Below are 21,651 nucleotides of genomic sequence, written 5' to 3' on the forward strand. Positions count from 1 at the left end.
AATGTCGAGCTATTCACCTGAGCGTAAAGCGGCCCTTATCAACAAATTGCTGCCGCCTCAAAACATGTCCGTGGCCGAGTTGTCGCGTCAAGAAGGCATCTCTCAAGCCACCCTGTATGCTTGGCGAACCAAGCTCAAAGCAGGAGGCGCAGTGGTGCCCGGAGATAAAAGCAGTGCCGATAACTGGTCGGCTGAAGCCAAGTTCGCAGCGGTGTTGCACACGGCCACGTTGAGCGAGATCGAGCTTAGCGAATACTGTCGCAGCAAGGGTTTGTACCCCGAGCAAATCGGCGCTTGGCGACAGGCCTGCATCAGTGGCCAGCTAACAGCCCAGGCACAGCGCCAGGCCGAGCGAGAACAGGCGCGCGCCGACAAAAAACGCATCGCCGAGTTGGAGCGTGAACTGCGGCGCAAGGACAAGGCGCTCGCAGAAACCGCCGCGATTCTGGTGCTGCGAAAAAAGATGAATGCCTTCTGGGGAAACGACAGCGAGGACGTCTGACCTCGCTGCCAGAACGGCAACAACTCGTTGAACGTTTTAACCAAGCCGTTGCTTCTGGTGCACGCAAAACTATTGCCAGCGCGGAGATCGGGCTGTCGCTGCGCAGCCTGCAACGCTGGGCGCTGACGCCTGTGATGCAGGCCGACGTGCGCACCACCACGTCACGTCCGCGACCACTTAATGCCCTGAGTGAACAGGAGCGTTGCGCTATTTTAGAGGTCTGCAACAGTCCGCCATTCGTCAGCCTGCCGCCCAGCCAGATCGTCCCGATACTGGCCGATCAAGGTCGTTATCTGGCCTCAGAGGCAACCTTTTACCGCGTCCTGAAGGAAGCTGATCAGCAGCACCGACGTGGCCGCAGCCATGCACCGCACAAGCATGCTGCGCCGACAACTCACAGCGCAACCACAGCCAATAAGGTCTGGTCTTGGGACATCACCTACTTGCCATCGCCAGTGCGTGGGAAGTACTACTATCTGTATTTGATCGAGGACATCTACAGCCGAAAGGCCGTGGGCTGGGAAGTTTACGAGCAAGAAAGTGGCGAGCTGGCGGCCGAACTGATGCAGCGCACCGTGCTCACCGAACGCTGCGCCGGACGGCCCCTAGTGCTGCACTCGGACAACGGTGCACCGATGAAATCGGTGACGTTGCTGAGCAAACTGTACGAACTCGGCATCACCCCGTCACGCGGACGACCACGGGTGAGTAACGATAATCCCTACTCAGAATCGCTGTTTAGAACCCTGAAATATTGCCCGCAATGGCCTCCTGGTGGTTTTGCAGATTTGGACGCGGCACGCAGCTGGGTGCGCGATTTTATCCGCTGGTACAACCACCAACACCGCCACAGCCGCATCCGCTTCGTGACCCCGGCGCAGCGTCATCGAGGAGATGATCAAGAGATCTTGGCCAAGCGTCATGCCCTGTATCAGCAAGCTCGTAATCAACATCCACATCGCTGGTCAGGTGCGACACGCAATTGGCAGCCCATCGGCGCGGTCACACTCAATCCGGAAAGGGAGTTACCGACACTGAAAATAGCCGCATAAAACACAGCTGACGCGACAACTACCTTGCAAAACGCCGCGGGGGAAAAGCAGAGAACCTGAGAACACTCAACTCAGCGCTTAAAAATCGAATTGACACTATAAGAAAATCAAGTATTTTCAACTTCCGAACCAAGTCAGATTCGAAAAATCTGCCTTTTGCATGACAACCGCATAAAAGAGACTCCTCCTATGGATTATTCAAAATACTTTCACACCGAATATGACGAGACTGCTCCCATTGGGAAAATTGGGCGCGGCGCTCACTATTCGGTACTTAGTGCTCTGCAAGCTCGCGATGAGCACCTGAACGTTCTCGACACCCCAAAAATTCAACGGATTGGGCTCATTTGGGATGAAGACCACGACACTCGTATTATTGAAGTGTTGGAAGATGCTTTAGTTTCGGGAATTTTATCTCCTGTTAAGTTTATCGGCGAACGTAAGGGCGGAGTTACGATCATAGTCGATGAAGATAACCCTCAGGCAAAAACTCCCGAGTTTCACAGAAAGTGGGAAAGCATTTGCTCGAGCGTTGACGGTGATTTCTGGTCGTTCAATATTAAAACTATCGTAACCGACACTGGCTATATCATTCATACGTCAAACCAATTGATCAGAACCTATCTGACTAACATCAACAATCTCTGGTCTATTGGCCTTCATGATTATTACTACGCAAGCCTAGTTCCGAAGATGGACTTCGAATGACAACAAAATGACAGCTTGAGTACCGAAAGCCTTAAGGTATATTGACTAAACGGGGGTTCAAATCCCCCGTCTCCGTAATTGCCGCGCCCGGTAAATTAAAAGGCGCCAGCGAGATAATGGCTATCCCCCTCCCCCACGCAGGCAGATATGCCCTTGGATTAGGTCTATCACCTCGATGGTTTCGACGAAGGCTGAATATCGTTTGACAGTGACTCGACTTGAGGCAAGCCACTTCGCGAAGGTACAACAGCGGTTGTTGTGCCCAGCTTCAACAGAGCTAACCAGTTAACCAAGAGTTAATTGAGTAGTTTAGTCGGCTAACTCTTGTTTAACCGCCCTGAAGGCCCCTGCCCCCCGACTCTCAGCCGTCTTAACTGGCCAGTTCGAGCGGTTAACCCTGCCAGCTTGGTCTCAATTACACCGTCGCGCCCCCCAGCTTCGCTCTCCAGGTGGAGCTGGCTGTGAGCATCGCCAAATCCCATCTTTACCTCTTGCCACACATAGAGGCTTTTGCCTGGCTGAGCGTTGTGCTTGAGCATTGTCAGGAATCAGAAACTAAAAACAGCAACCAAATAATCTACCTTTTTCCAAAATAACACCCAAAAACACACGCAACCTCCACCTCAGTTAGCTTTAATATACCTTTACACAATGCTTGACCCCATGAATTCACAGCGCCGACTCTATCGTACAAATAAACTTTATCGTCAACGCACCTTCTCAGAAAGTCATCAACCCCACTATACTTCTCAGCTTCAACCTTAAGCACCTCAAGCTCTGCCAATGTTTTATTTATAAACGAAATCCAATCCACATTAATCTTAATATGATGATCGATCCTCTCTTGCTGCTCATCATCGAGCTCCTCTCGATCATACTCCAGCTCGAACCTAGGCACACCAGACATAAAATCTATCGACGTATAGAGATCTAGTTTATCCAAAAGATGCCAATCGAAATAAGGATGTAGCAGTTTAATCTCAGCCCCATGCTTATTTGCATCATTTCGTTTTCTGTTGCAATCCCCGCACGAAGGCATTAAGTTCAAGCTAAAAACCGAAAACTCCGGATACGATGCTTGTGGGAGATAGTGCTCGATTGTTCTCGCTCCATCACCACCACAAAATGGGCAGCTTAGCAGAGCGTTATAATTTATACCGTCGATCCACTTCAATCCTGCTGCTTCAGGCCTCGAAGTGTAGGCCAAGCCAAGAGCATGCTCTTGATCTTGCGAAATAGTAATAGGGACGATGCCAGGCGAAGCTTTATTGACGACGTAACTGCGATATGCTCGCCCCAGATCAGCCTTAATCGAATCTAAAACAGTATAATGCGCAACAATAGCATCAAGCATTGATCGGTCGCGCACGCGCTTATATATTAGAGACTGCAAAGCGACTCTCCTTAATCTCGCATAAATTCTCTAATTTTCACAAGCATATCCATACTTAAAAAACCTCTATACCGATCAATAACCTGCTCAACACTTAGCCCAGATTCGGAAATTTGTTTAGCGATACGATCTGTAAATGATTGAACCAAGCTATCCCCAAACACTGCGTTAGATATCGAGCTCACATTCGCCCCCAAGGTATGCAAGTATACTTTCTCAGTACTTACCTCATTTTCCTCACCCAACTTGAAGACATTCACACAATGCGATGGGACCTCTCTAACAACATATGCAGAGTGCGTCGCTATCACTGCGACAGAACGAGTAGCATCTAAAACAAGATACAGTAAATTCATGAACTCAGTGATGAGATTTGGATGTAAATGAGTCTCCGGCTCGTCTATGAGAATTAGCATTCCCTCACTAGCCGTAGTTAAAAAATGCGTGGCAAATCGGAGATACATTTTCTGACCGCTGCTTAACGGTGTAGTCAGCGCGGCCCCTATACGAAACGAGAGATCCCTTGAGACATCAATAAGACCAATAATCTCTAGCTTCCGAAGCTCCCCCCCTCGGATCGCTCCTATAGGAACCCAGTGGTGACCTTTTTCATCTATGACTTTAGAGGCATTCTGAAGATTTGGCTTAACGGGAATCATCAGTTGCGCTGCGGGAATTATTTTTTGAATTATCTTTTTGAGCAAAACAAACCTGTCTGATTGACCAATTGCCTCCTCATCTCTAATTATATCCGCCAGAAACTGCGTAAGAGCGCCCTCATCTTCAAGCCCCATATCAAAATAGCGATAATCAAAACATCCTTGCACACTTGCCTTGCGAGGCAATGCGTTATAAGGGTCTGTTGAGTATACGTTCAAACGACTATAAGCAGGGAGATTTTGCCAATCACCTTGAAATTCATCTACGCCTCCTTGAACAACATCACCACTCGCATCATACAATGAGGTTGCTATACCGTTAGGTGCAAGTGAATTGACTCTCTTCAAACATCCCTGCACTAAGCTTTTAAGGTAGCTAGTCTTTCCTACTCCATTAGTTCCTATCAGACAATGTACTCGATCAGACATTATATCTATATCAGAATAAGTAAAATCTACCGAGTGAGCGCCATCAAAACCGTTAAGTTTAGCCGTGTACAAAAATTTTATTCGAGCGTCTTCCGGTGGCTCTAGAAAATTTGATGAATAGAACCCAAACCTAAAAGACTTATATGCGGACGCATCCCTAAGCACGGCTGTAGCAAATTGCTCGCACTCAATTATTTTCTCAAAGACATCTGAAGCTATTTCGCCATCATGATGAAGATAATTAATCTCCTTCAGAGCACCTAAAAGTTCTTCATACTCTACACGGGGCAAGGCGGCCGCTAATTCTCGGTAACTTTTCACTGAGGAAAAAACAGACACAAACCCTGGAAAAATAACGTTTGCTGCTTTTGGCTTTTCCGTCTTATTTTGAACTGCCGTACGATACTTTATCCAAGCATCAACGCTATTTACCGGAGAGTCTTCAATAAATGGCAAGATTTTTATTGAGAAGTCAGAGACCAGTCCGTCTACTTTAATTCGCAGACAGGCATTAAAATTATACCCAAAATCATTCCAGTTGATATTGGTGGCAAAAATCGCCCCACAATCTGGCTCGAGCATTCCAGGAGCAACCGTATATAGCATCAGCTTCAACTATAAAACTCCCTAATTTCCAAAAAACCAAAAATTCACTCTCTGCGCAGATCACCCTGCGGACAAACCTTTCTTATTTCTCTAACCAAGCTGCAAGCTTTTCAATCTCTCAAATCGCGGAATGCAGGCTCGTAAGCTCTCGGAAGCCTTGCCAAAGGAAGCTGCGAGTGCACCTAGATGCTAGCCTCCTTAGCTTTTGAAAAGGTACAGCAGCGGTACAGTGCCCAGCTTCACCCACCGAGCGAAAACTAGCCATACCTATATGCAATCAACCAGTTAACTCTATTGTACCCTTCACCTACCTAGCCTAAGCTTTGGTGGCCTCGGTGCATCAGTCGGCGACTCATAATCCCTTGGTCGTAGGTTCGAGTCCTACTGGGCCCACCATACAAAAAGCCGCGCATTGCGCGGCTTTTGTGTTTTTGGACACCATTGGGCTTGGCCCAGGATCGATCCCTGCCACGCCTCATTACAGGCCTTTCTACTTGGGGTCGAAATGTGATGTCTTACTGGCCTCCAGGCCTGACCAAAGTTCGTCGATGCCTTTGAAGCCCCAATCTTCAACTTTCTCGCGACTGATAATTCTGTCCTCCACCGCCCGCTTGGCCAGATCCACTATGGTTTGCTCAATGGGCATTCTGGATCGAGCCGAAAAGAACACCTTCACTTTCGGCGTCAGCAGCGACTTGTCATGCTGCTCAATGACCACACCGATGCGTCCGCTTTCCAGGCGAACCAAGGTGCCGACCGGATAGATGCCGATGCATTTGACAAATGCCTGGAATATTTTCTTGTCGAAATGGCCGTTCCATTCGGCCATTTTTCGAATTGAGTCCGCAGGGCACCAGCCTTTTTTATACGGGCGATCAGACGTTATCGCGTCATAGACATCACAGACGGCTCCCATCCGGGCAAACAGACTGATCTGCTCGCCCGCGAGCCGATGAGGGTAACCACTGCCATCGTATTTTTCGTGATGGTGAAGACACACATCCAGTACCAGAGAACTGAAGTGTCGGCTCCCCAGCAACATCTCTGCGCCAGCCTCGGGGTGGCCGCGCATGGTATCGAACTCGGTATCACTGAGTTTGCTGGGCTTGTTGAGTATGGCAATGGGTATAGCCAACTTACCCACGTCATGCAGCAATCCCGCCATCCCGGCTTCCTTGACCTGATCGGCCGGGAAACCCAGCTGGCGGGCTAACGCAATCATCAACCCGCAAACAGCGACCGAATGCATGTACGTGTATTCGTCGGACTGTTTCAAGCGCGCCACACTGATCAGCGCATGAGAATTACGCAGTAACGAGTTGGATATGTCCTCAACCAGTCCGCCTATGCCTTCCAGCTCGACAGCACGGCCCATGCGCAAATCACTGAACATCTCGACAACGGCTGCCTTGGAGCGAGAACACAGCTTCAGCGCCTGTGATATTTCCTCCTGCATGGAGACTTGAGGCAGCGTAAAGCCATCTGTTACCTGCGCAGGCGTTTGAGTCGCTGTATCGCTTGTCTCAGATACTTGAGCCGCGCCTGTGTCGCTCCCCTTGTCCGTATCAATCCACAACTCGGAGAGATTGGATGCGAGAATCCGCTGCAATTCGCTTTCACTTTTGAGCAGAAAGCTGGGTTTCCAGAAAGAGTGGTCTACCCATGAGCCGCAGAACTTATGAATGTACATCCCGAGGCAGAGCTCGGTAACTGCAATACGTCTAAGCACGATGAACACCGGCCTGTAATGAAACGTGGGCACTACCGATCTACGGAATGTCAATTAAGCCGGTCCCTGAAAGGTCCCCGGTCATCCGTTTAAACAGTAAATCTCGACACCAGTCTGTTCAGGTCTGCCGCGAGCCTGGAAAGCTCACCACTGGCCACCGATGTCTGGCTGGCCGCCGATGAACTCTGGATGGAGAGGTTGCGAATACTGACGAGGTTCTGATCCACTGATCGCGCCACGTGAGCCTGTTCTTCCGAGGCTGTCGCGATCAACAGGTTCCGTTCATTAATATCGGAAATGGCCGCCGCTATTTCCGATATGGCAACCCCGGCTTCATGGGCAATCGAAAGCGTGGCCGTCGCGTCTCCGCTGCTTTGTTTCATCGATTGCACCGCTTTATGCGACCCGGCCTGTATGACCTGGATCATTTGCTCGATCTCGTGGGTAGACGCTTGAGTACGATGCGCAAGCGCCCTGACTTCATCGGCTACGACAGCAAATCCACGGCCTTGCTCGCCCGCACGTGCGGCCTCAATGGCGGCATTCAATGCCAGCAGGTTGGTTTGCTCCGCGATTGAACGAATGACATCAAGTACCTTGGCAATGTCCTGAGCCTGCCGGGCCAGATCTTCCACTTCAGTACTGGTTTGATCGACACTCGAATTGAGCTTCTCAATCGAGCCAATGGTCTGACTAACTCTTTCCTGCCCGGTTTTAGCCGAGCGCTCGGACGCCTGCGTCGAGTGCGATGCCGAAACGGCATTGCGCGCGACCTCCTCCACGGCGGCTGTCATTTCATTAACAGCGGTCGCCGCTTGCTCGGTTTCCATACTTTGTTGCTGGATGCCGGCGGTCGACTCCTTCGTGACCGCGCTCATCTCTTCTGCGGCGGAGGCCAGTTGGCTGGAGGAGTCAGAGATATGCTGGATCGTAGTTTTAAGACTTAGAAGCATCGCCGCCGTCGCAGTTTGAAGGTCCGTCAGTTCATCTGAACCCGTGACCTCTACGGTGGCCCTCAGGTCCCCTGCGGCGACTTGCTTAGTGGCACCCAGCAGCGCCAGAACAGGCACAGTAATGCTGCGAGTAAACGCAACCGCCACCAGGACCGTGATAATAACCGCGACAACGACAAACATGATGGTCAGCGTCAATCCACTGTCAAAACTTTCACGTGCACTTTGGCCCGACAGCTCAGCGCCGTCTTCATTCAGACGGATCAAGTCCTCAACTGAGGACTGCAACGCTTTTGCCGAAGGACTGGTGATGTCGCGGATGAACACTGTGAGTTCAGCAACAGGCTTCGTTTTACTGAGTTCCATGAGTTCGTCAATTTTGGCTTCGTATGCCGCGACGTTGCGGCTGACTTGTTTATATTTATCCCCTTCTTTGGGACTGGAAACAAGCGGAGCATACGCGTCGGAAAGCTGTGTCAACGTCGCTTTCAACGCGTTCAACTTTTCTCGTGAACTGGCACTTTGGCGGTCGTCATCCATAACGAAACGCCGTGCATCAAGACGATAAAGCAGGCCGGCAGCTTCGATCCTTGAGGCCTGGCGCACACTGGGTAACCAGTCGGTTTGAAGATCAAGCGCTGATGTATTAATGGCGTTCATTTTATAGAGTTCTGTGCCACCAAGCCCTACCAGGAGGAGACAGATAATGCCAAAACTGAGGAGTGCTCTTGTAGTCAGTCTGATATTTCTTAGCGTCATGATAAGTACCTTATTGTTGTTAGGTGACGCACTTACACGGTAATTCCACCGTGACATCGTTGATGTGAATATTGTGTCAAACACAGCCCATCAAAGTTTAAACTGACTCACGATTTGTCCTAGCCGCCTGGCATCTTCACCGGCAGCCTTACCACGGGCCAGTGTGCTTTCAGACAGCTTGGCAGTCCGCCCCGCCACGTCGGCCACATTACTGATGCGTTGGTTGATTTCGTCACTGACTGTCGATTGTTCGCGTGCGGCCTCGGCGATCTGCAAACTCATCTCCGAAACGGATGCCACCAGCGTGCTGATACTGATTAGAGCTTGCCCCGCTGACTCAACCTGCGCGACACCTTTTTCGGCATATCCACAACTGTCTTCCATGACCTTTACTGCTTGCCTGGACGTATTTTGCAGCCGCTCTATCATGCCTTGAATTTCTTGGGTTGAAGCCTGCGTTCGACTCGCCAGCGTCCGCACCTCATCGGCGACCACAGCAAAACCGCGCCCTTGTTCGCCCGCACGCGCAGCTTCAATGGCGGCGTTGAGCGCCAGTAGGTTGGTCTGTTCGGCAATAGTGCGGATAACCTCCAGAACCCCACCAATGGATCGCGAGTGCGTTTCCAGGGCTTGAATGACCTCGGCCGCTCCCCGCACCTCATGGGCCAACGTGTGGATGTCAGCAATTGTCTGGTTGATCACACCAATTGCCACCTGCGCTTGGCGGTCGGCATCGCCAGTTTGTGCGGAGCTGGCCTTGGCATTGGATGCAACCCCTTGAACAGTGGCGGCCATCTGATTGACAGCCGTGGCCACCTGTTCAATTTCGACGCGCAATACTTCAGCGCTTTGCTCGGCAGCCTGTGCGTCATCGACCAGTTGGTTAGAGGAGTGACCCAAGGTATTACCGACTTCAGCCACGGTCGATATTTGCAGACGCAGCCCAACCACAAACTTATTGAAGTCAGCGACCACTTCACCGATTTCGTCGTCATTGTCCTGATGTAAGGTATGGCTAAGGTCGCCTGTTCCTGCACTCAAATCCCGCAATGAACGCGACAAGTGATTTAGCGGTGGCAGCACGCGGCGACTGATCAGCCATAGCGTGCCAAGCATCAACACCAACACCAGTGCCCAGGCCAACAAATTGTTAACTTTAAGAGACCCTCGCACTGTGTCGGTTATGCTCAGGTTGGCTCTGTAGTTTTCAGCCAAGGGTCCGTGAAGGGCCGCAAAGCTGCGGATAACCTCATCCGAATGCCTGTCAAACGCCTCCATTACTTTATCGCCAGCGACTTTGCCTGAAACGCTGTACGCCTGAAACATTTGTTCGCCGACGTTATCAAGCCGCTCCATCGGCTCTCGCGCAGCCTCCAGTTCGCGACTCAGTTCCGGAACCAGACGTTTCAGCTCAATCAGCTTCTCGAGAGCCTGCTGGAAATGCTGGTGGCCTTCGCTGGCCGCTTCTCGGTCGCCGGTCAAACTGGCGTCGGTATAGAACTGCTGCACCTGCGCCGTGTGATAACGCAGTTCTTGCGCGCCTTCCTGAGCCTCGCTGAGTTTCTCCAGTTGGCTGCCCAAATCGTCTAGCCGATTGACTTGGTAGGACGTCCACAATGAGAGACCCAGCGCGACAAGGATGAGTACGGTCGCGCTACCGAGCATCAAGCGTGCGATGTTGAACTTCAAAACATTAATCCTTCGTGCAAGTAGAGGTGGAATGACAACGCCAAGCCTGCAAAGAGTGTCATATTATTTAAATACTCAAGCCCGCTTATATTGAAACAAACGTGCACTACGTCGTACGAATAAAAAGTAGCCGTGAAGAAAGTGCCCATTTTCTTTTTTCTGCTCCGCCTGCAGCAAAGCTATACAAAAACAAAAACTTGTACAAGTGCTGCACAGAAACAAATGACACATTTCGTAACTGATTAGGCAGCTAAGGACAGCGCAAGAAGCCGACGCTACTGCCGGACCTGACTCATTCACGCCATGAAAGCCGCGCATTGCGCGGCTTTCTGCGTTTCAGAGGGTTCACAGTGACGGCCTTGCCATCTAGCACCTACCCCCCTATTGAGTCACCCTGACGCTCCCGATCATTTGTGGATGCAAGACGCAGAAGTACTCAAATGTGCCGGGTATCAAGAACGTGTAGGAAAAAGAGTCCCCGGTATCCAGTGCCCCTGATCGGAACACCTTATTCACTTCAGCGACCGTGTGGGGCACCTGATCATCATTCACCCAGGTCACTTTTGTGCCAACCGCAACCGTTAGCTCCTTCGGCGAATACATGAACTCTTTTATGTCGATTTGTATGTCTTGCGCCCACGTTGATGCCGAGGTAAACAAACCGCTCAGGGCAAGTATCTGCGCATATTTTTTCATAGGGTTACGTTCATTAAACAAGCGTTGAGTTGATCAATGCCAACGGGTGATCGCCCTGTGTCGCCTTGACGTCGGTGATCCCCAGATAATTACGCAACTGATCCGCAGGCACGGTCATAGGACCGGGGGCGGGGGCAGTGCCTGGAGCCGGTTGAGGGTATGACGTAGAGCGCGCAGTGTGGAACGTGATGTTTCCCTCGACCTTCTGAATGATTTGATGAATGTGGCCATTGAGGACCGTCACCGAGCCATATTTTCGAAGCATTGCGATCGCCTGATCACCGTCTTCGGTTCCCACCCCCAAGGCTGATAGATAGTCCACAGGGGGATGTGTGTGAACACAACGACAGGCGTGCTGGTTGCTACCGCGCGTAAATCATCTGCCAACCATTGCAACTGATCAGCACCAAGAGTCGCTTCACGACCTGGCTGAAAATCAAAGACATTCACCAGGCCAATGAAATGCACACCATGGTCATCGAAGCTGTACCACCCGTTGCCTTTTGTGCCTTTGCCATAGCGAGCCAGATACGCTTTGCCACCACCTTCATCAAGCGTGTCGTGCTCGCCCGGTACATAGTGCACAGTCGACGGCAAGCGCTTCAGCACCTGATCGGCGGTGTCGAACTCTTCCTCTTTAGAGAGATGGGTAATATCACCTGTGTGCAAAATGAGTGAGGGCTTTTTCGGCAGGGCGACGACCTTGTCGATTGCCAGTTGTAATGTTTTGAGCGGCTCGGGGTTCGCTTCTTTGTTGAACCCGATATGCGTGTCGCTAATCTGTACAAAGTGAAAATCACTGGCCAGTCCCCCTCCGTTCAATACCGTCCCGGCATCATCCAATGCAAATGCACGCGGAATGCCACCGCTCATCACCCATAGCACCCCCGCGCCCGCCCACGCCGAGCATTTCAAGAGTTCTCTTCGGCTAAGACCGTGGCGTTCATCGGTCACGTCTTCAGGTGTGTTCGGACCCGTTTTCATAAAGACTCCTCAAGAAGGTGTGGTTTGTAGTGAACAGGCTGTCAGGGTCTATAACTAGCGAAGGGGCATCTTTATTCCACGATCAAAAATATTGCGGCATGAGGGAATAAAACCGGCCGAATGAGAGTTGATAACGAGATGAGACTGAGCCACGCAGCCGATATGAAGCGTTTTGATGAGCTGTTAGCACCCCACATGGACGCGGCTTACAACCTCGCCCGGTGGCTCACCGCCAACGAAAGTGCTGCACATGATGTTGTGCAGGAAAGCGCTTTAAAGGCGTTTAAATTCCTTCATCGTTTTGAAGACGGGAATGCCAAGGCGTGGCTACTGACCATTGTCCGCAATGAAAGCTATAACTGGCTCAAGGCCTCGGCAGGCCACCGATGGGTCGCGATAGGTGAAGGCATATCAGAAGATGATATGGCGCTCAGTCATGCGCTGACGCCGGAGATTGATGCCATACGCGCGGAGGATATCGTGCTCCTTCAGCAGGCGCTTAAGGCCTTGCCACCGGTGTTCCGTGAGGTGATTGTTTTAAAGGCATTGGAAGACATGCCTTACAAGGATATTGCGAAGGTGACTGACGTACCGTTGGGAACGGTCATGTCGAGGTTGGCACGTGCGCGAGCCATGCTCAAAACTGAATTTATGAAGTTGTACCGCCATGAATGATATGAACTGTGGTCTGTGCCATACGCTGATGCACGGCTATCTGGACAACGAGCTGGAAACGCCAGTGCAGGAACGGCTTACCGAGCATCTGGTGGGCTGCTCCGAATGTACGCGGCGGCTTGGTGAAATGAAACGACTGACAAGCGCCGTAAAGGCACACGCCCCCTACTACAGAGCGCCCGTGTCGCTTATCGAAAGCATACGCTCCAGCCTTCAATCGCCGCCCTCTTCCAAGACAAATGCCTGGAAGATGATATGCAACTGGGGCGCCCCCGTTTTGTCGGCCGCAGTATTTTCGGCAGCACTATTCCTCTATGCACAAACCCCGTCCAGTGACGACATCTGGGCGGATGAAGCCGTCTCAAGCCATGTACGCTCACTCATGGGCGAGCATTTAATGGATATCGCTTCCTCCGACAAACACACCGTCAAACCCTGGTTTACTGGCAAGCTTGATTTTTCACCGCCCGTGTATGACTTCTCCGCCCAGGGATTCCCTCTCCTTGGTGGACGCTTGGACTATCTGCAGCATCAGACCGCAGCCGCACTCTCCTACCGCCATGACAAACACATCATCAACACATTTGTTGTCCCGACGACACAAGCAGACAGTGGACTGCAAAGCCAATCAAAACGTGGCTATAACATCGTGTCCTGGCGCCAGAACCACATGCGTTTCATCATCGTCTCCGATCTGGACAAACAACAACTGGAAGTCTTGGGCCAACTGACTCGAAAGGGCCTGTAGGTTTAGCGGCTGAGGATCAGCTCCGTGACGGTTTACGAAGGGGGATATGACCTGTCACGTAGTTAACCAGCTTCTCCAGACTCGCAGCGATCGATTCATTACCCGTGTCCAGGGTCAGCTCAGGATGTTCCGGCGCTTCATACGGCGCGCTGACACCGGTGAATTCAAGCAGCTCGCCAGCATGCGCTTTCTTGTACAGCCCTTTGGGGTCGCGGGCCTCGCACGTCGCCAGGTCGGCTGCGACATGAACTTCGTGAAACATCTGCCCGATCGAATCACGCGCACGCGCACGGTCCTCTCGGTAAGGGGAAATGAACGCGGTGATGCAAATCAAGCCCGCGTCGGCAAACAAGCCCGCAGCCTCCCCCACTCGCCGTATGTTCTCGGTTCTGTCTTGGGCGCTGAAACCGAGATTGGCATTCAGGCCTCTGCGCACGTTGTCACCGTCAAGCACATAGCAGGAGTACCCCATCTCCGTCAGGGCGAACTCCAGCGCCATGGACAAAGAGGATTTACCCGAAGCGGAGAGCCCGGTCAGCCACAATACCGCGCCGCTATGGCCGTAATGCGCGTTGCGGTCCGACGCAGTCAGCGAGTGCGGTACGGCGGTCAGGTTGTTATTCATCGTCCGAATCCTGTGGAGCACAAGAGCTACGAGTCACGGCATTACAGCGCGCGGGCATGATTGGCCGGTAATTGTTCCTGGTTGCCTGGAAACTGGACCAGGGCGAACAAACTGATGCACAAAGCTGCCAACAAATACCACGCGGGCACCATTGGGTTGCCGGTTACGCCAATCAGCCAAGCGACAATAAAGGGACAAAAAGCGCCAAAAGTTGTCGTACCCAAGCTGTAGATCATTGAGACACCGGTCGCCCGATGATGACGAGGGAAAGCTTCCAATATCATCACGGTGGTTGCAGCGTTACCGCACAGTACCAAGGCCGAATAGCCGCCAATAACCAGTAATGAATAGACTTGTCCGATCCCTCTGGTCAATAGAAAGAAAGCCGGATACACCAGCACGATGCTACTGATGATCGTCGCGTACTGGATCGGCTTACGCAGGCGTTGCCTGTCGGCGACGCGTGCCAGCAGCGGCACGCCGATAAAAATCAGCGTACTTGAAAGGCAGGCTGAGAGCAGACTGACCATCGGTAGCATATGTAACGTGCCGACCAGATAGATAGGCATGTAATACACCATGAGATAGATACCCGCCGTGGGCGCGGCCATCAACAGTATCCCCAACCCTAGCGTACGGGCATGCTGCGCCAGCATGGCCTTCACCGATGACCGATGAGGGCTTTTCATGGGAGTATTTTCCATGTTGCGACGGATATACCAACCGACTGGCCCGATCAGCATTCCCAAAATGAACGGGATGCGCCAACCCCATTGATGCAACGCCTCAGGGGTCATTATCGCCGTTGTGCACGCCCCGACCAGCGCACCCGCCAGTGCCGCCGCCGCCTGGCTGGCCGAGCGCCAACTGACCACATAACAGCGGCGTCCCTTGGCGGCCAGCTCCATCAGCACAACAGAGGAGACGCCAATCTCGCCCCCAGCTGCGAACCCCTGTAACAACCGACCACAAACAATAAGCAGCATGGACGCCACGCCTATGGAGTTATAGGTCGGCGCAAATGCAATCATGCCGGTGGCCAGCGTCATCAACACGATGGACAAGGTGAGCCCTGCCTTGCGTCCTTTGCGGTCTGCCAGATTGCCGATAAACAACGCGCCAATTGGCCGCATCGCGAACCCGGCACCAAAGGTGAGCAGTGCCATTAGTAGCGATGCAAGTGCGCTGTCAGAAGGGAAGAACAACTTGCCAATGATCACTGCGGAAAAACTGTAAACAGTGAAGTCATAGGTCACCAGACCATTGCCAATGGAAGCCGCCCACACGATGCGCTTTTTGTGCGCACGGGTACGTGCCAGCAACTTCATCGCTGGCGAGGGAGCAGGTAAAAGAGCAGCGGAGCCTTGCATTTATTCTGAACCTTGGGCGGTACTGAAAATCAGGACATTCTCATTTCGGCGTCTCGATACAAGGGAACGCAAATCAATATCAAACTGCCATAAAACAGGATCATAACCAAGTATCGCTGCGGCGGCTAATTGCGCTCGGAGCAGGTAACATGCTCGCTGCACTGAAGGAGATGACCTTGCCCGATAGCCGCCCACCCGCCCTTGACGAAATCGACCGCCAATTGATTGCAGCCCTGCAGATCAACGCGCGCGAAAGCGTCGCGATGCTTGCCCGACATTTGGGGATTGCCAGAACGACGGTGACGTCACGCCTAGCCCGCCTGGAAAAAGCCAAGGTCATCACCGGTTATGGTGTGCGCCTGAGTCAACGCGTGGTTGATGGCGGGTTGCAAGCGTATGTCGGCATTACCGTGCAGCCGCGTTCGGGCAAAGAAGTCGTACGTCGCCTCAGCACCATGGCTCAAGTGCAGCAGCTGTGTGCGGTAAGCGGAGAGTTCGATTACGTGGCGTGGCTGCGCACTGACTCCCCTGAGCAGCTGGATCAGTTGCTGGATTTGATTGGCAGCGTCGATGGGGTGGAGAAGACCACAACCTCGATCATCCTCAGTAGCAAGATTGATCGCGGGCAGCCCGTTTAGCGTCTGATGCAACGACAAGCGTCTTCGTGCCCACAAAATCAGGGGCATCTGACAATATGACCATTTATTTCGTCATATTGAAGCATAAAACTGCAAAACGACGACACATTGCGTCTTATTAACGTGCTGACTCTTATCTAGACTGATTCTTTTGCACCCTAGTCGAACAAGGTCAGTCATGAATAATAATCGCCATCCTGCAGACGGTAAAAAACCGATCACTATTTTCGGCCCGGATTTTCCTTTCGCCTTCGACGACTGGATCGAGCATCCGGCCGGATTAGGCAGTATTCCGGCCGAGAACCACGGCAAGGAAGTGGCGATTGTCGGCGCTGGCATCGCAGGCCTGGTCGCTGCCTATGAGCTGATGAAGCTCGGCCTCAAGCCCGTGGTGTACGAAGCCTCGAAGATGGGCGGCCGTTTACGCTCGCAGGCGTTTGAAGGCACTGAAGGAATCATCGCCGAGTTGGGTGGGATGCGTTTCCCGGTGTCGTCCACGGCGTTTTATCACTATGTCGACAAGCTCGGCCTCGAATCAAAACCCTTCCCTAACCCGCTGACCCCCGCGTCCGGCAGCACGGTGATCGACCTGGAAGGCACCACGTATTACGCACAACAATTGTCGGATCTTCCTGCACTGTTTCAGGAAGTAGCCGACGCCTGGGCCGATGCACTGGAAGCCGGCTCGCAATTCGCCGACATCCAGCAAGCCATCCGTGACCGCGATGTGCCGCGCCTGAAAGAGCTGTGGAACACTCTCGTGCCCCTGTGGGATGACCGCACGTTTTACGATTTCGTCGCCACATCCAAAGCCTTCGCCAAACTGTCCTTCACCCACCGCGAAGTGTTTGGCCAAGTGGGCTTCGGTACCGGCGGCTGGGACTCGGACTTCCCCAACTCGATGCTGGAAATTTTCCGCGTCGTCATGACCAACTGCGACGATCACCAACACCTGATCGTCGGCGGTGTAGAACAAGTGCCACTGGGCATCTGGCGCCATGTGCCGGAACGTTGCGCTCATTGGCCAGCAGGCACCAGCCTCTCGTCGTTGCACCACGGAGCAGCGCGTACCGGGGTCAAACGGATTGCTCGCGCTGACGATGGCCGCTTTGCCGTTACCGACAACTGGGGCGACACCCGCCACTACGCAGCGGTGCTGACCACCTGCCAAAGCTGGCTGCTGACCACCCAGATCGAATGCGAAGAGTCGTTGTTCTCGCAGAAGATGTGGATGGCACTCGACCGCACGCGCTACATGCAATCGTCAAAAACATTCGTCATGGTCGACCGCCCGTTCTGGAAGGACAAAGACCCGGAAACCGGTCGCGACCTGATGAGCATGACCCTCACCGACCGACTCACTCGCGGCACGTATCTGTTTGATAACGGCGACGACAAGCCGGGGGTGATTTGCCTGTCCTATTCGTGGATGAGCGACGCGCTGAAGATGCTCCCACAGCCCATCGAAAAGCGGGTGAAGCTGGCCCTGGACGCGCTGAAAAAAATCTATCCGAAGGTGGACATCGCCGCGCGCATTATTGGCGACCCGATCACGGTGTCGTGGGAAGCGGACCCACATTTCCTAGGGGCTTTCAAAGGCGCATTACCGGGACACTACCGCTACAATCAGCGCATGTACGCGCACTTCATGCAGCAGGACATGCCCAGCGAACAACGCGGAATTTTCATCGCCGGGGACGACGTGTCGTGGACACCTGCCTGGGTTGAAGGCGCAGTGCAGACGTCATTGAATGCGGTGTGGGGCATCATGAATCACTTCGGCGGCAGCACCCACCCAGAGAATCCGGGCCCAGGTGATGTCTTCGACGAAATCGGGCCTATCGCGCTCGCTGATTGAGAGGGAGACACGGACATGCGCATCGCCCTGTATCAATGCCCGCCGCTGCCGCTGGATGTCAGCGGCAACGTGCATCGCCTGGCGCAACAGGCGTCTCAAGCCGCAGCACAAGGGGCAGACCTGTTGGTCTGCCCGGAGATGTTCCTGACCGGTTACAACATCGGAGCGGCCGCAGCATTTTCGCTGGCCGAAACCCGTGACGGTCACTCGGCCGAGCAGGTGGCGGCCATCGCTCAGGCAGAGGGAATTGCCATTTTGTATGGCTACCCCGAACGCGCCAGCGATGCGCAGATTTACAACGCCGTACAGCTGATTGACGCCCAGGGCAGGAGCGTCTGTCATTACCGTAAGACCCATCTTTACGGTGAGTTGGATAAGTCGATGTTCGCCGTCGGTGGCGATGATTTCCCGGTGGTTGAATTGAATGGCTGGCGCCTCGGCCTGCTGATTTGCTACGACTTGGAGTTCCCGGAAAATGCGCGGCGCCTGGCCTTGGCCGGCGCTGATCTGATTCTGGTGCCGACCGCGAACATGGTGCCCTACGATTTCATTGCCGAGGTCACTGTTCGCGCCCGCGCGTTCGAAAACCAGTGCTATGTGGCCTACGCCAATTACTGCGGCAGCGAAGGCGATATCCACTACTGCGGACTGAGCAGCATCGCTGCACCCGATGGCAGCCGAATCGCTCAAGCAGCACGGGATGAAACGTTGATCATTGGCACGCTGGATCGGCAGTTGATGGAAGACTCGCGCGCGATCAACAGCTACTTCAAGGACCGACGGCCGGCGCTGTATGCAGGACTGAGCAAAGGCTGAACCGTTCGTGTCGCGCTCTTTGCGAAAGCAATACCGACCCAAACCCCGGCATATCCGCTAGCATGACAATCCTCTCGCTGAAACGCCGGAAGATGGCATGCCCGCGCTGAATTCCCACACTGTCGAACACCTCACGTTGCCGAACGGGCTGCGGGTTGTGCTGTGTCATGCCCCGCGCCTGAAACGCTGCGCGGCAGCCTTGCGAGTGGCGGCTGGCAGTCATGACGTACCTGCGATGTGGCCAGGCCTGGCGCACTTTCTTGAGCATCTGTTTTTCCTCGGTACCGAGCAGTTTCCAGCCGAAGAGAATCTGATGGCCTTCGTCCAGCGCCATGGTGGACAGGTCAATGCCAGCACCCGAGAGCGCACCACGGACTTCTTCTTCGAACTACCGCAGCCTGTGTTTGCCCAAGGGCTGGAGCGCTTGTGTGAAATGCTCGCTCATCCGCGCATGACCCCGGCCGCTCAACTGCGCGAGCGTGAAGTGCTGCATGCCGAGTTCATCGCGTGGTCTCGGGATGCCGAGGTCCGTTATCAAACAGACTTGATCCAACCCCTTTCAGCGCGACATCCACTGCGCGCGTTTCATGCCGGTAATCGCTACAGCCTGCCGGTACCACGTCGGGCTTTTCAGCAGGCCTTGCACGACTTTTATCAGCGCTTCTATCAGGCCGGGCAGATGACCTTGAGCCTGACCGGTCCGCAACCGCTGGCCGAGTTGAAAGCCCTGGCCACGGCGTATGGCAGCTGCATCGGCGCAGGGGAAAAGACTGAACAGTCCAAGTCAGCGCCATTGATGAGCGGAGCGCCCCGCCCGCAGCCCATTGCCGATCCGCGTCGGCTGCATCTGGTTTTTGCGTGCGAAGACTTACCGGAGTCCAGCCCCGACGCGGTGGCGTTTTTCTGTACCTGGCTGGCCGCCGCACACCCTGGCAGTTTGCTGTTCGAACTGCGTGAACGCGGCTTGATCGAATCGCTCAGCGCCGCACCGCTGTATCAGGTCGATCAACAACTGTTGCTCAATATCGAGTGCGTATTGACTGTCGACGGCATTGGACAGCGCAGGCAGATCACCGCGTTGTTCTTTGACTGGCTGGCGTTCTTCAAGGCCCAAGACGACTGGTCGACCCTGCGTGAAGAATACGCGCTGCTGCAACAACGCCGCTTGGCGGTGGGTAGTGCCCTCGATCTGGCACGGCATTTTAGTGAGCACCTTGAGCGGGCGGATTGGCTGTTGCCCCTAAACGCCCTGCTCACCCAATTGCAGCCCTCGCGGGTGTTGCATCCGCTGGCTGACGCCGCTGTGGATAACTCGAGCACCGGACAGGTTGCGTGGCGCTTACCTGAACCCAATCCATTCCTGCGCCCCGCCACGCCGCCGGTCTTGAGCGTGCCAGCGGCGGCGTCCATGCACTTCAGCGATGCCCTGCCCTGCGACGCCGGCGAAGGGGCGATTTTCCTGCGCTGGCGACTGGACGCGGCGCATCCCGACCTCTGGCAGATGCTCAACGACAGCCTGAAAACCCTCTGTGATACCGCGCAACAAGGGGGGGTCAGCCTTGGATTCAGTGCGTACGGCCATTTTTGGCAACTCAAGCTAAGCGGCTTGTCTGCACCGATGCCAGCCATCCTCCGTCACGCCTTGCACTTACTGACGGCACCCGACAGCAACACCTTGGCACAATATGGTCAAGCCAGCACCGAGCCCCCCCAGATTCCGATCCGACAGTTGCTCAAGCGCTTGCCGGATGCCTGCCAAGGCCCTGTTGTGTGCGTTCACGCCAACAATTTACCGGCCCTGTGGTCAACCGCGCAGTGGATGGGTTTCGCTGTCGGTCTGTCAGACGATGGCCGCGCCACGCTGAATGCCGAGCTGAAGCTGATGCCCGGCACGCTCGATGACCAGCCCTTGAAAGCGCCGCTCCCTCGGCCGGGTAAACACTGGCACACAGAGCCGTCGGAATCATCTGAAAATGCAGTGCTACTGTTCTGCCCCGCGCCGAGCCAAAACCTGTTTGACGAAGCCGCCTGGCGCGTATTGGCGCACCTCGGCCAAGCGCCCTTCTATCAACGCCTGCGAGTCGAACTGCAACTGGGCTATACCGTATTCAGCGGCTTTCGGCAGGTAGCCGGGCAAGCGGGATGGCTGTTGGGTGTGCAGTCGCCCAGCGCCACGGCAGCCGACATCATCAATCATCTGCAGGAGTTCATCAGCCGCTTGCCGACGTTGATCTACGAAGCGAATCTGCCGCTACAGCAGCAAGCATTGGCCGCGCAGTTCGAGACAGCCGCCATGGACCTCCTGCAAGCCAGCGAATGGCTCTGGCAGGCGCACCTTGCCGGGCATGACGAAGAGTATCCGCGCCATTTGCAAACGGCTCTTTTATGCATCAATCAGCAACAATTACTGCGCGCCGCTGATCAGCTAGTGAATGCGACCGACGGCTGGCTATGCCTGGCTAACCGCTTGAGCCCGAGCCTTCCCTGGCAAGCGGACGGGTGACTATCCTCCATTCTGCAATTGGCTATGTTGAAAATTGCGGCGTATACAGGGACAAGAGTTTAGTAACATAGCTACCTAAGCATCTGAACGTCTCCCTGCGAAGGTGGACTAAAGATGTAGTTATCCCTGCTGTACCTACTCTAAAGGAGTCTTTTATGTGGACTAAACCTGCTTACACTGATCTGCGGATCGGCTTCGAAGTCACCATGTACTTCGCAAGCCGTTGATGTCGACGCGGTCTAACGCCTCGGCTCGCCGG

The 21,651-nt window shown here is 53.9% G+C and carries 17 protein-coding genes and 2 pseudogenes; 9 read left to right on the plus strand and 10 right to left on the minus strand.

Annotated features, from left to right (window positions below; all coding sequences use genetic code 11):
- Window position 1 precedes the first annotated feature (1 nt).
- Window positions 2-1,554, plus strand: a protein-coding gene (locus tag RGU44_RS17595) for an IS3-like element ISPpu4 family transposase (protein ID WP_250690811.1) whose coding sequence is annotated in 2 segments (ribosomal slippage) — window positions 2-464 and window positions 464-1,554 — 1,554 coding nt in all. Because the reading frame shifts where the segments join, the coding sequence is not laid out codon by codon here.
- Between the two features lie 189 nt (window positions 1,555-1,743).
- Window positions 1,744-2,262, plus strand: a complete 519-nt coding sequence (locus tag RGU44_RS17600) for a hypothetical protein (protein ID WP_322218324.1) — start codon at window positions 1,744-1,746, stop codon at window positions 2,260-2,262.
- 577 nt (window positions 2,263-2,839) lie between these two features.
- Here the strand turns inward: RGU44_RS17600 and RGU44_RS17605 are convergent.
- From RGU44_RS17605 to RGU44_RS17635, 8 genes and pseudogenes are all read right to left on the minus strand, one after another.
- Window positions 2,840-3,616, minus strand: coding sequence for a hypothetical protein (locus RGU44_RS17605; RefSeq protein ID WP_322218326.1), 777 nt, complete (start codon window positions 3,614-3,616; stop codon window positions 2,840-2,842).
- Between the two features lie 50 nt (window positions 3,617-3,666).
- Window positions 3,667-5,349 (minus strand): AAA family ATPase, encoded by a 1,683-nt coding sequence (locus RGU44_RS17610; RefSeq protein WP_322278462.1) that lies wholly within the window; start codon window positions 5,347-5,349, stop codon window positions 3,667-3,669.
- A gap of 490 nt (window positions 5,350-5,839) precedes the next feature.
- Window positions 5,840-7,078, minus strand: a complete 1,239-nt coding sequence (locus tag RGU44_RS17615; protein ID WP_322278464.1) for an HD-GYP domain-containing protein — start codon at window positions 7,076-7,078, stop codon at window positions 5,840-5,842.
- A gap of 89 nt (window positions 7,079-7,167) precedes the next feature.
- Window positions 7,168-8,847 carry a methyl-accepting chemotaxis protein gene (locus tag RGU44_RS17620; RefSeq protein ID WP_416152020.1) on the minus strand — a complete coding sequence of 560 codons (1,680 nt, stop codon included), beginning with the start codon at window positions 8,845-8,847 and terminating at the stop codon, window positions 7,168-7,170.
- A gap of 33 nt (window positions 8,848-8,880) precedes the next feature.
- Window positions 8,881-9,585: a methyl-accepting chemotaxis protein gene (locus RGU44_RS25150; protein WP_416152021.1), complete on the minus strand. Its 705-nt coding sequence runs from the start codon at window positions 9,583-9,585 to the stop codon at window positions 8,881-8,883.
- A 153-nt stretch (window positions 9,586-9,738) separates the two neighbouring features.
- A pseudogene (locus RGU44_RS25155) lies at window positions 9,739-10,455 on the minus strand (HAMP domain-containing protein); the annotation flags it as partial.
- Between the two features lie 405 nt (window positions 10,456-10,860).
- The gene (locus RGU44_RS17630; protein WP_322218329.1) at window positions 10,861-11,175 is read right to left on the minus strand and encodes a cupredoxin family copper-binding protein; all 315 of its coding nucleotides are present in this window, start codon (window positions 11,173-11,175) and stop codon (window positions 10,861-10,863) included.
- Between the two features lie 13 nt (window positions 11,176-11,188).
- A pseudogene (locus RGU44_RS17635) lies at window positions 11,189-12,159 on the minus strand (metallophosphoesterase family protein).
- A 162-nt stretch (window positions 12,160-12,321) separates the two neighbouring features.
- On the opposite strand from RGU44_RS17635, the gene RGU44_RS17640 reads away from it, so the two are divergent.
- Together RGU44_RS17640 and RGU44_RS17645 are read left to right on the plus strand one after the other, a co-directional pair.
- Window positions 12,322-12,834, plus strand: a complete 513-nt coding sequence (locus RGU44_RS17640) for a sigma-70 family RNA polymerase sigma factor (protein WP_322182551.1) — start codon at window positions 12,322-12,324, stop codon at window positions 12,832-12,834.
- A complete protein-coding gene (locus tag RGU44_RS17645; protein ID WP_322218332.1) occupies window positions 12,827-13,582 on the plus strand; it encodes an anti-sigma factor in 756 nt (251 codons plus the stop codon). Before RGU44_RS17640 ends, RGU44_RS17645 begins: the two co-directional genes overlap by 8 nt.
- A 16-nt stretch (window positions 13,583-13,598) precedes the next feature.
- On the opposite strand, the gene cysC is transcribed toward RGU44_RS17645, so the two are convergent.
- Both cysC and RGU44_RS17655 read right to left on the minus strand, forming a co-directional pair.
- Window positions 13,599-14,207: an adenylyl-sulfate kinase gene (gene cysC, locus RGU44_RS17650; RefSeq protein WP_322182556.1), complete on the minus strand. Its 609-nt coding sequence runs from the start codon at window positions 14,205-14,207 to the stop codon at window positions 13,599-13,601.
- 41 nt (window positions 14,208-14,248) lie between these two features.
- On the minus strand, window positions 14,249-15,577 hold the full coding sequence (locus tag RGU44_RS17655; RefSeq protein ID WP_322182558.1) for an MFS transporter: 1,329 nt from the start codon (window positions 15,575-15,577) through the stop codon (window positions 14,249-14,251).
- 176 nt (window positions 15,578-15,753) lie between these two features.
- On the opposite strand from RGU44_RS17655, the gene RGU44_RS17660 reads away from it, so the two are divergent.
- From RGU44_RS17660 to pqqA, 5 genes are all read left to right on the plus strand, one after another.
- Window positions 15,754-16,215 carry an Lrp/AsnC family transcriptional regulator gene (locus RGU44_RS17660; RefSeq protein ID WP_322278466.1) on the plus strand — a complete coding sequence of 154 codons (462 nt, stop codon included), beginning with the start codon at window positions 15,754-15,756 and terminating at the stop codon, window positions 16,213-16,215.
- 178 nt (window positions 16,216-16,393) lie between these two features.
- Window positions 16,394-18,073 (plus strand): flavin monoamine oxidase family protein, encoded by a 1,680-nt coding sequence (locus RGU44_RS17665; RefSeq protein ID WP_322182560.1) that lies wholly within the window; start codon window positions 16,394-16,396, stop codon window positions 18,071-18,073.
- A gap of 15 nt (window positions 18,074-18,088) precedes the next feature.
- On the plus strand, window positions 18,089-18,889 hold the full coding sequence (locus RGU44_RS17670; RefSeq protein ID WP_322182563.1) for a carbon-nitrogen hydrolase family protein: 801 nt from the start codon (window positions 18,089-18,091) through the stop codon (window positions 18,887-18,889).
- A 97-nt stretch (window positions 18,890-18,986) separates the two neighbouring features.
- Window positions 18,987-21,392: a pyrroloquinoline quinone biosynthesis protein PqqF gene (gene pqqF, locus RGU44_RS17675; protein WP_322218335.1), complete on the plus strand. Its 2,406-nt coding sequence runs from the start codon at window positions 18,987-18,989 to the stop codon at window positions 21,390-21,392.
- A gap of 155 nt (window positions 21,393-21,547) precedes the next feature.
- Entirely contained in the window at window positions 21,548-21,619 is a 72-nt protein-coding gene (gene pqqA / locus RGU44_RS17680) for a pyrroloquinoline quinone precursor peptide PqqA (protein ID WP_008365141.1), read from the plus strand.
- Window positions 21,620-21,651: the final 32 nt, after the last annotated feature.

This window comes from Pseudomonas sp. 5C2 (genome assembly GCF_034314155.1).
Lineage (GTDB): Bacteria > Pseudomonadota > Gammaproteobacteria > Pseudomonadales > Pseudomonadaceae > Aquipseudomonas.

What these genes read in the sequence shown, in the direction of transcription:
- RGU44_RS17600 (WP_322218324.1), top strand. Translation starts at nt 1,744, where the DNA reads ATGGATTATTCAAAATACTTTCACACCGAATATGACGAGACTGCTCCC.
- RGU44_RS25150 (WP_416152021.1), bottom strand. Translation starts at nt 9,585, where the DNA reads ATGGCCGCCACTGTTCAAGGGGTTGCATCCAATGCCAAGGCCAGCTCC.
- RGU44_RS17640 (WP_322182551.1), top strand. Translation starts at nt 12,322, where the DNA reads ATGAAGCGTTTTGATGAGCTGTTAGCACCCCACATGGACGCGGCTTAC.
- RGU44_RS17605 (WP_322218326.1), bottom strand. Translation starts at nt 3,616, where the DNA reads ATGCTTGATGCTATTGTTGCGCATTATACTGTTTTAGATTCGATTAAG.
- pqqF (WP_322218335.1), top strand. Translation starts at nt 18,987, where the DNA reads ATGCCCGCGCTGAATTCCCACACTGTCGAACACCTCACGTTGCCGAAC.
- RGU44_RS17665 (WP_322182560.1), top strand. Translation starts at nt 16,394, where the DNA reads ATGAATAATAATCGCCATCCTGCAGACGGTAAAAAACCGATCACTATT.
- RGU44_RS17670 (WP_322182563.1), top strand. Translation starts at nt 18,089, where the DNA reads ATGCGCATCGCCCTGTATCAATGCCCGCCGCTGCCGCTGGATGTCAGC.
- RGU44_RS17630 (WP_322218329.1), bottom strand. Translation starts at nt 11,175, where the DNA reads ATGAAAAAATATGCGCAGATACTTGCCCTGAGCGGTTTGTTTACCTCG.
- RGU44_RS17655 (WP_322182558.1), bottom strand. Translation starts at nt 15,577, where the DNA reads ATGCAAGGCTCCGCTGCTCTTTTACCTGCTCCCTCGCCAGCGATGAAG.
- RGU44_RS17620 (WP_416152020.1), bottom strand. Translation starts at nt 8,847, where the DNA reads ATGTCACGGTGGAATTACCGTGTAAGTGCGTCACCTAACAACAATAAG.
- RGU44_RS17610 (WP_322278462.1), bottom strand. Translation starts at nt 5,349, where the DNA reads ATGCTATATACGGTTGCTCCTGGAATGCTCGAGCCAGATTGTGGGGCG.
- cysC (WP_322182556.1), bottom strand. Translation starts at nt 14,207, where the DNA reads ATGAATAACAACCTGACCGCCGTACCGCACTCGCTGACTGCGTCGGAC.
- RGU44_RS17645 (WP_322218332.1), top strand. Translation starts at nt 12,827, where the DNA reads ATGAATGATATGAACTGTGGTCTGTGCCATACGCTGATGCACGGCTAT.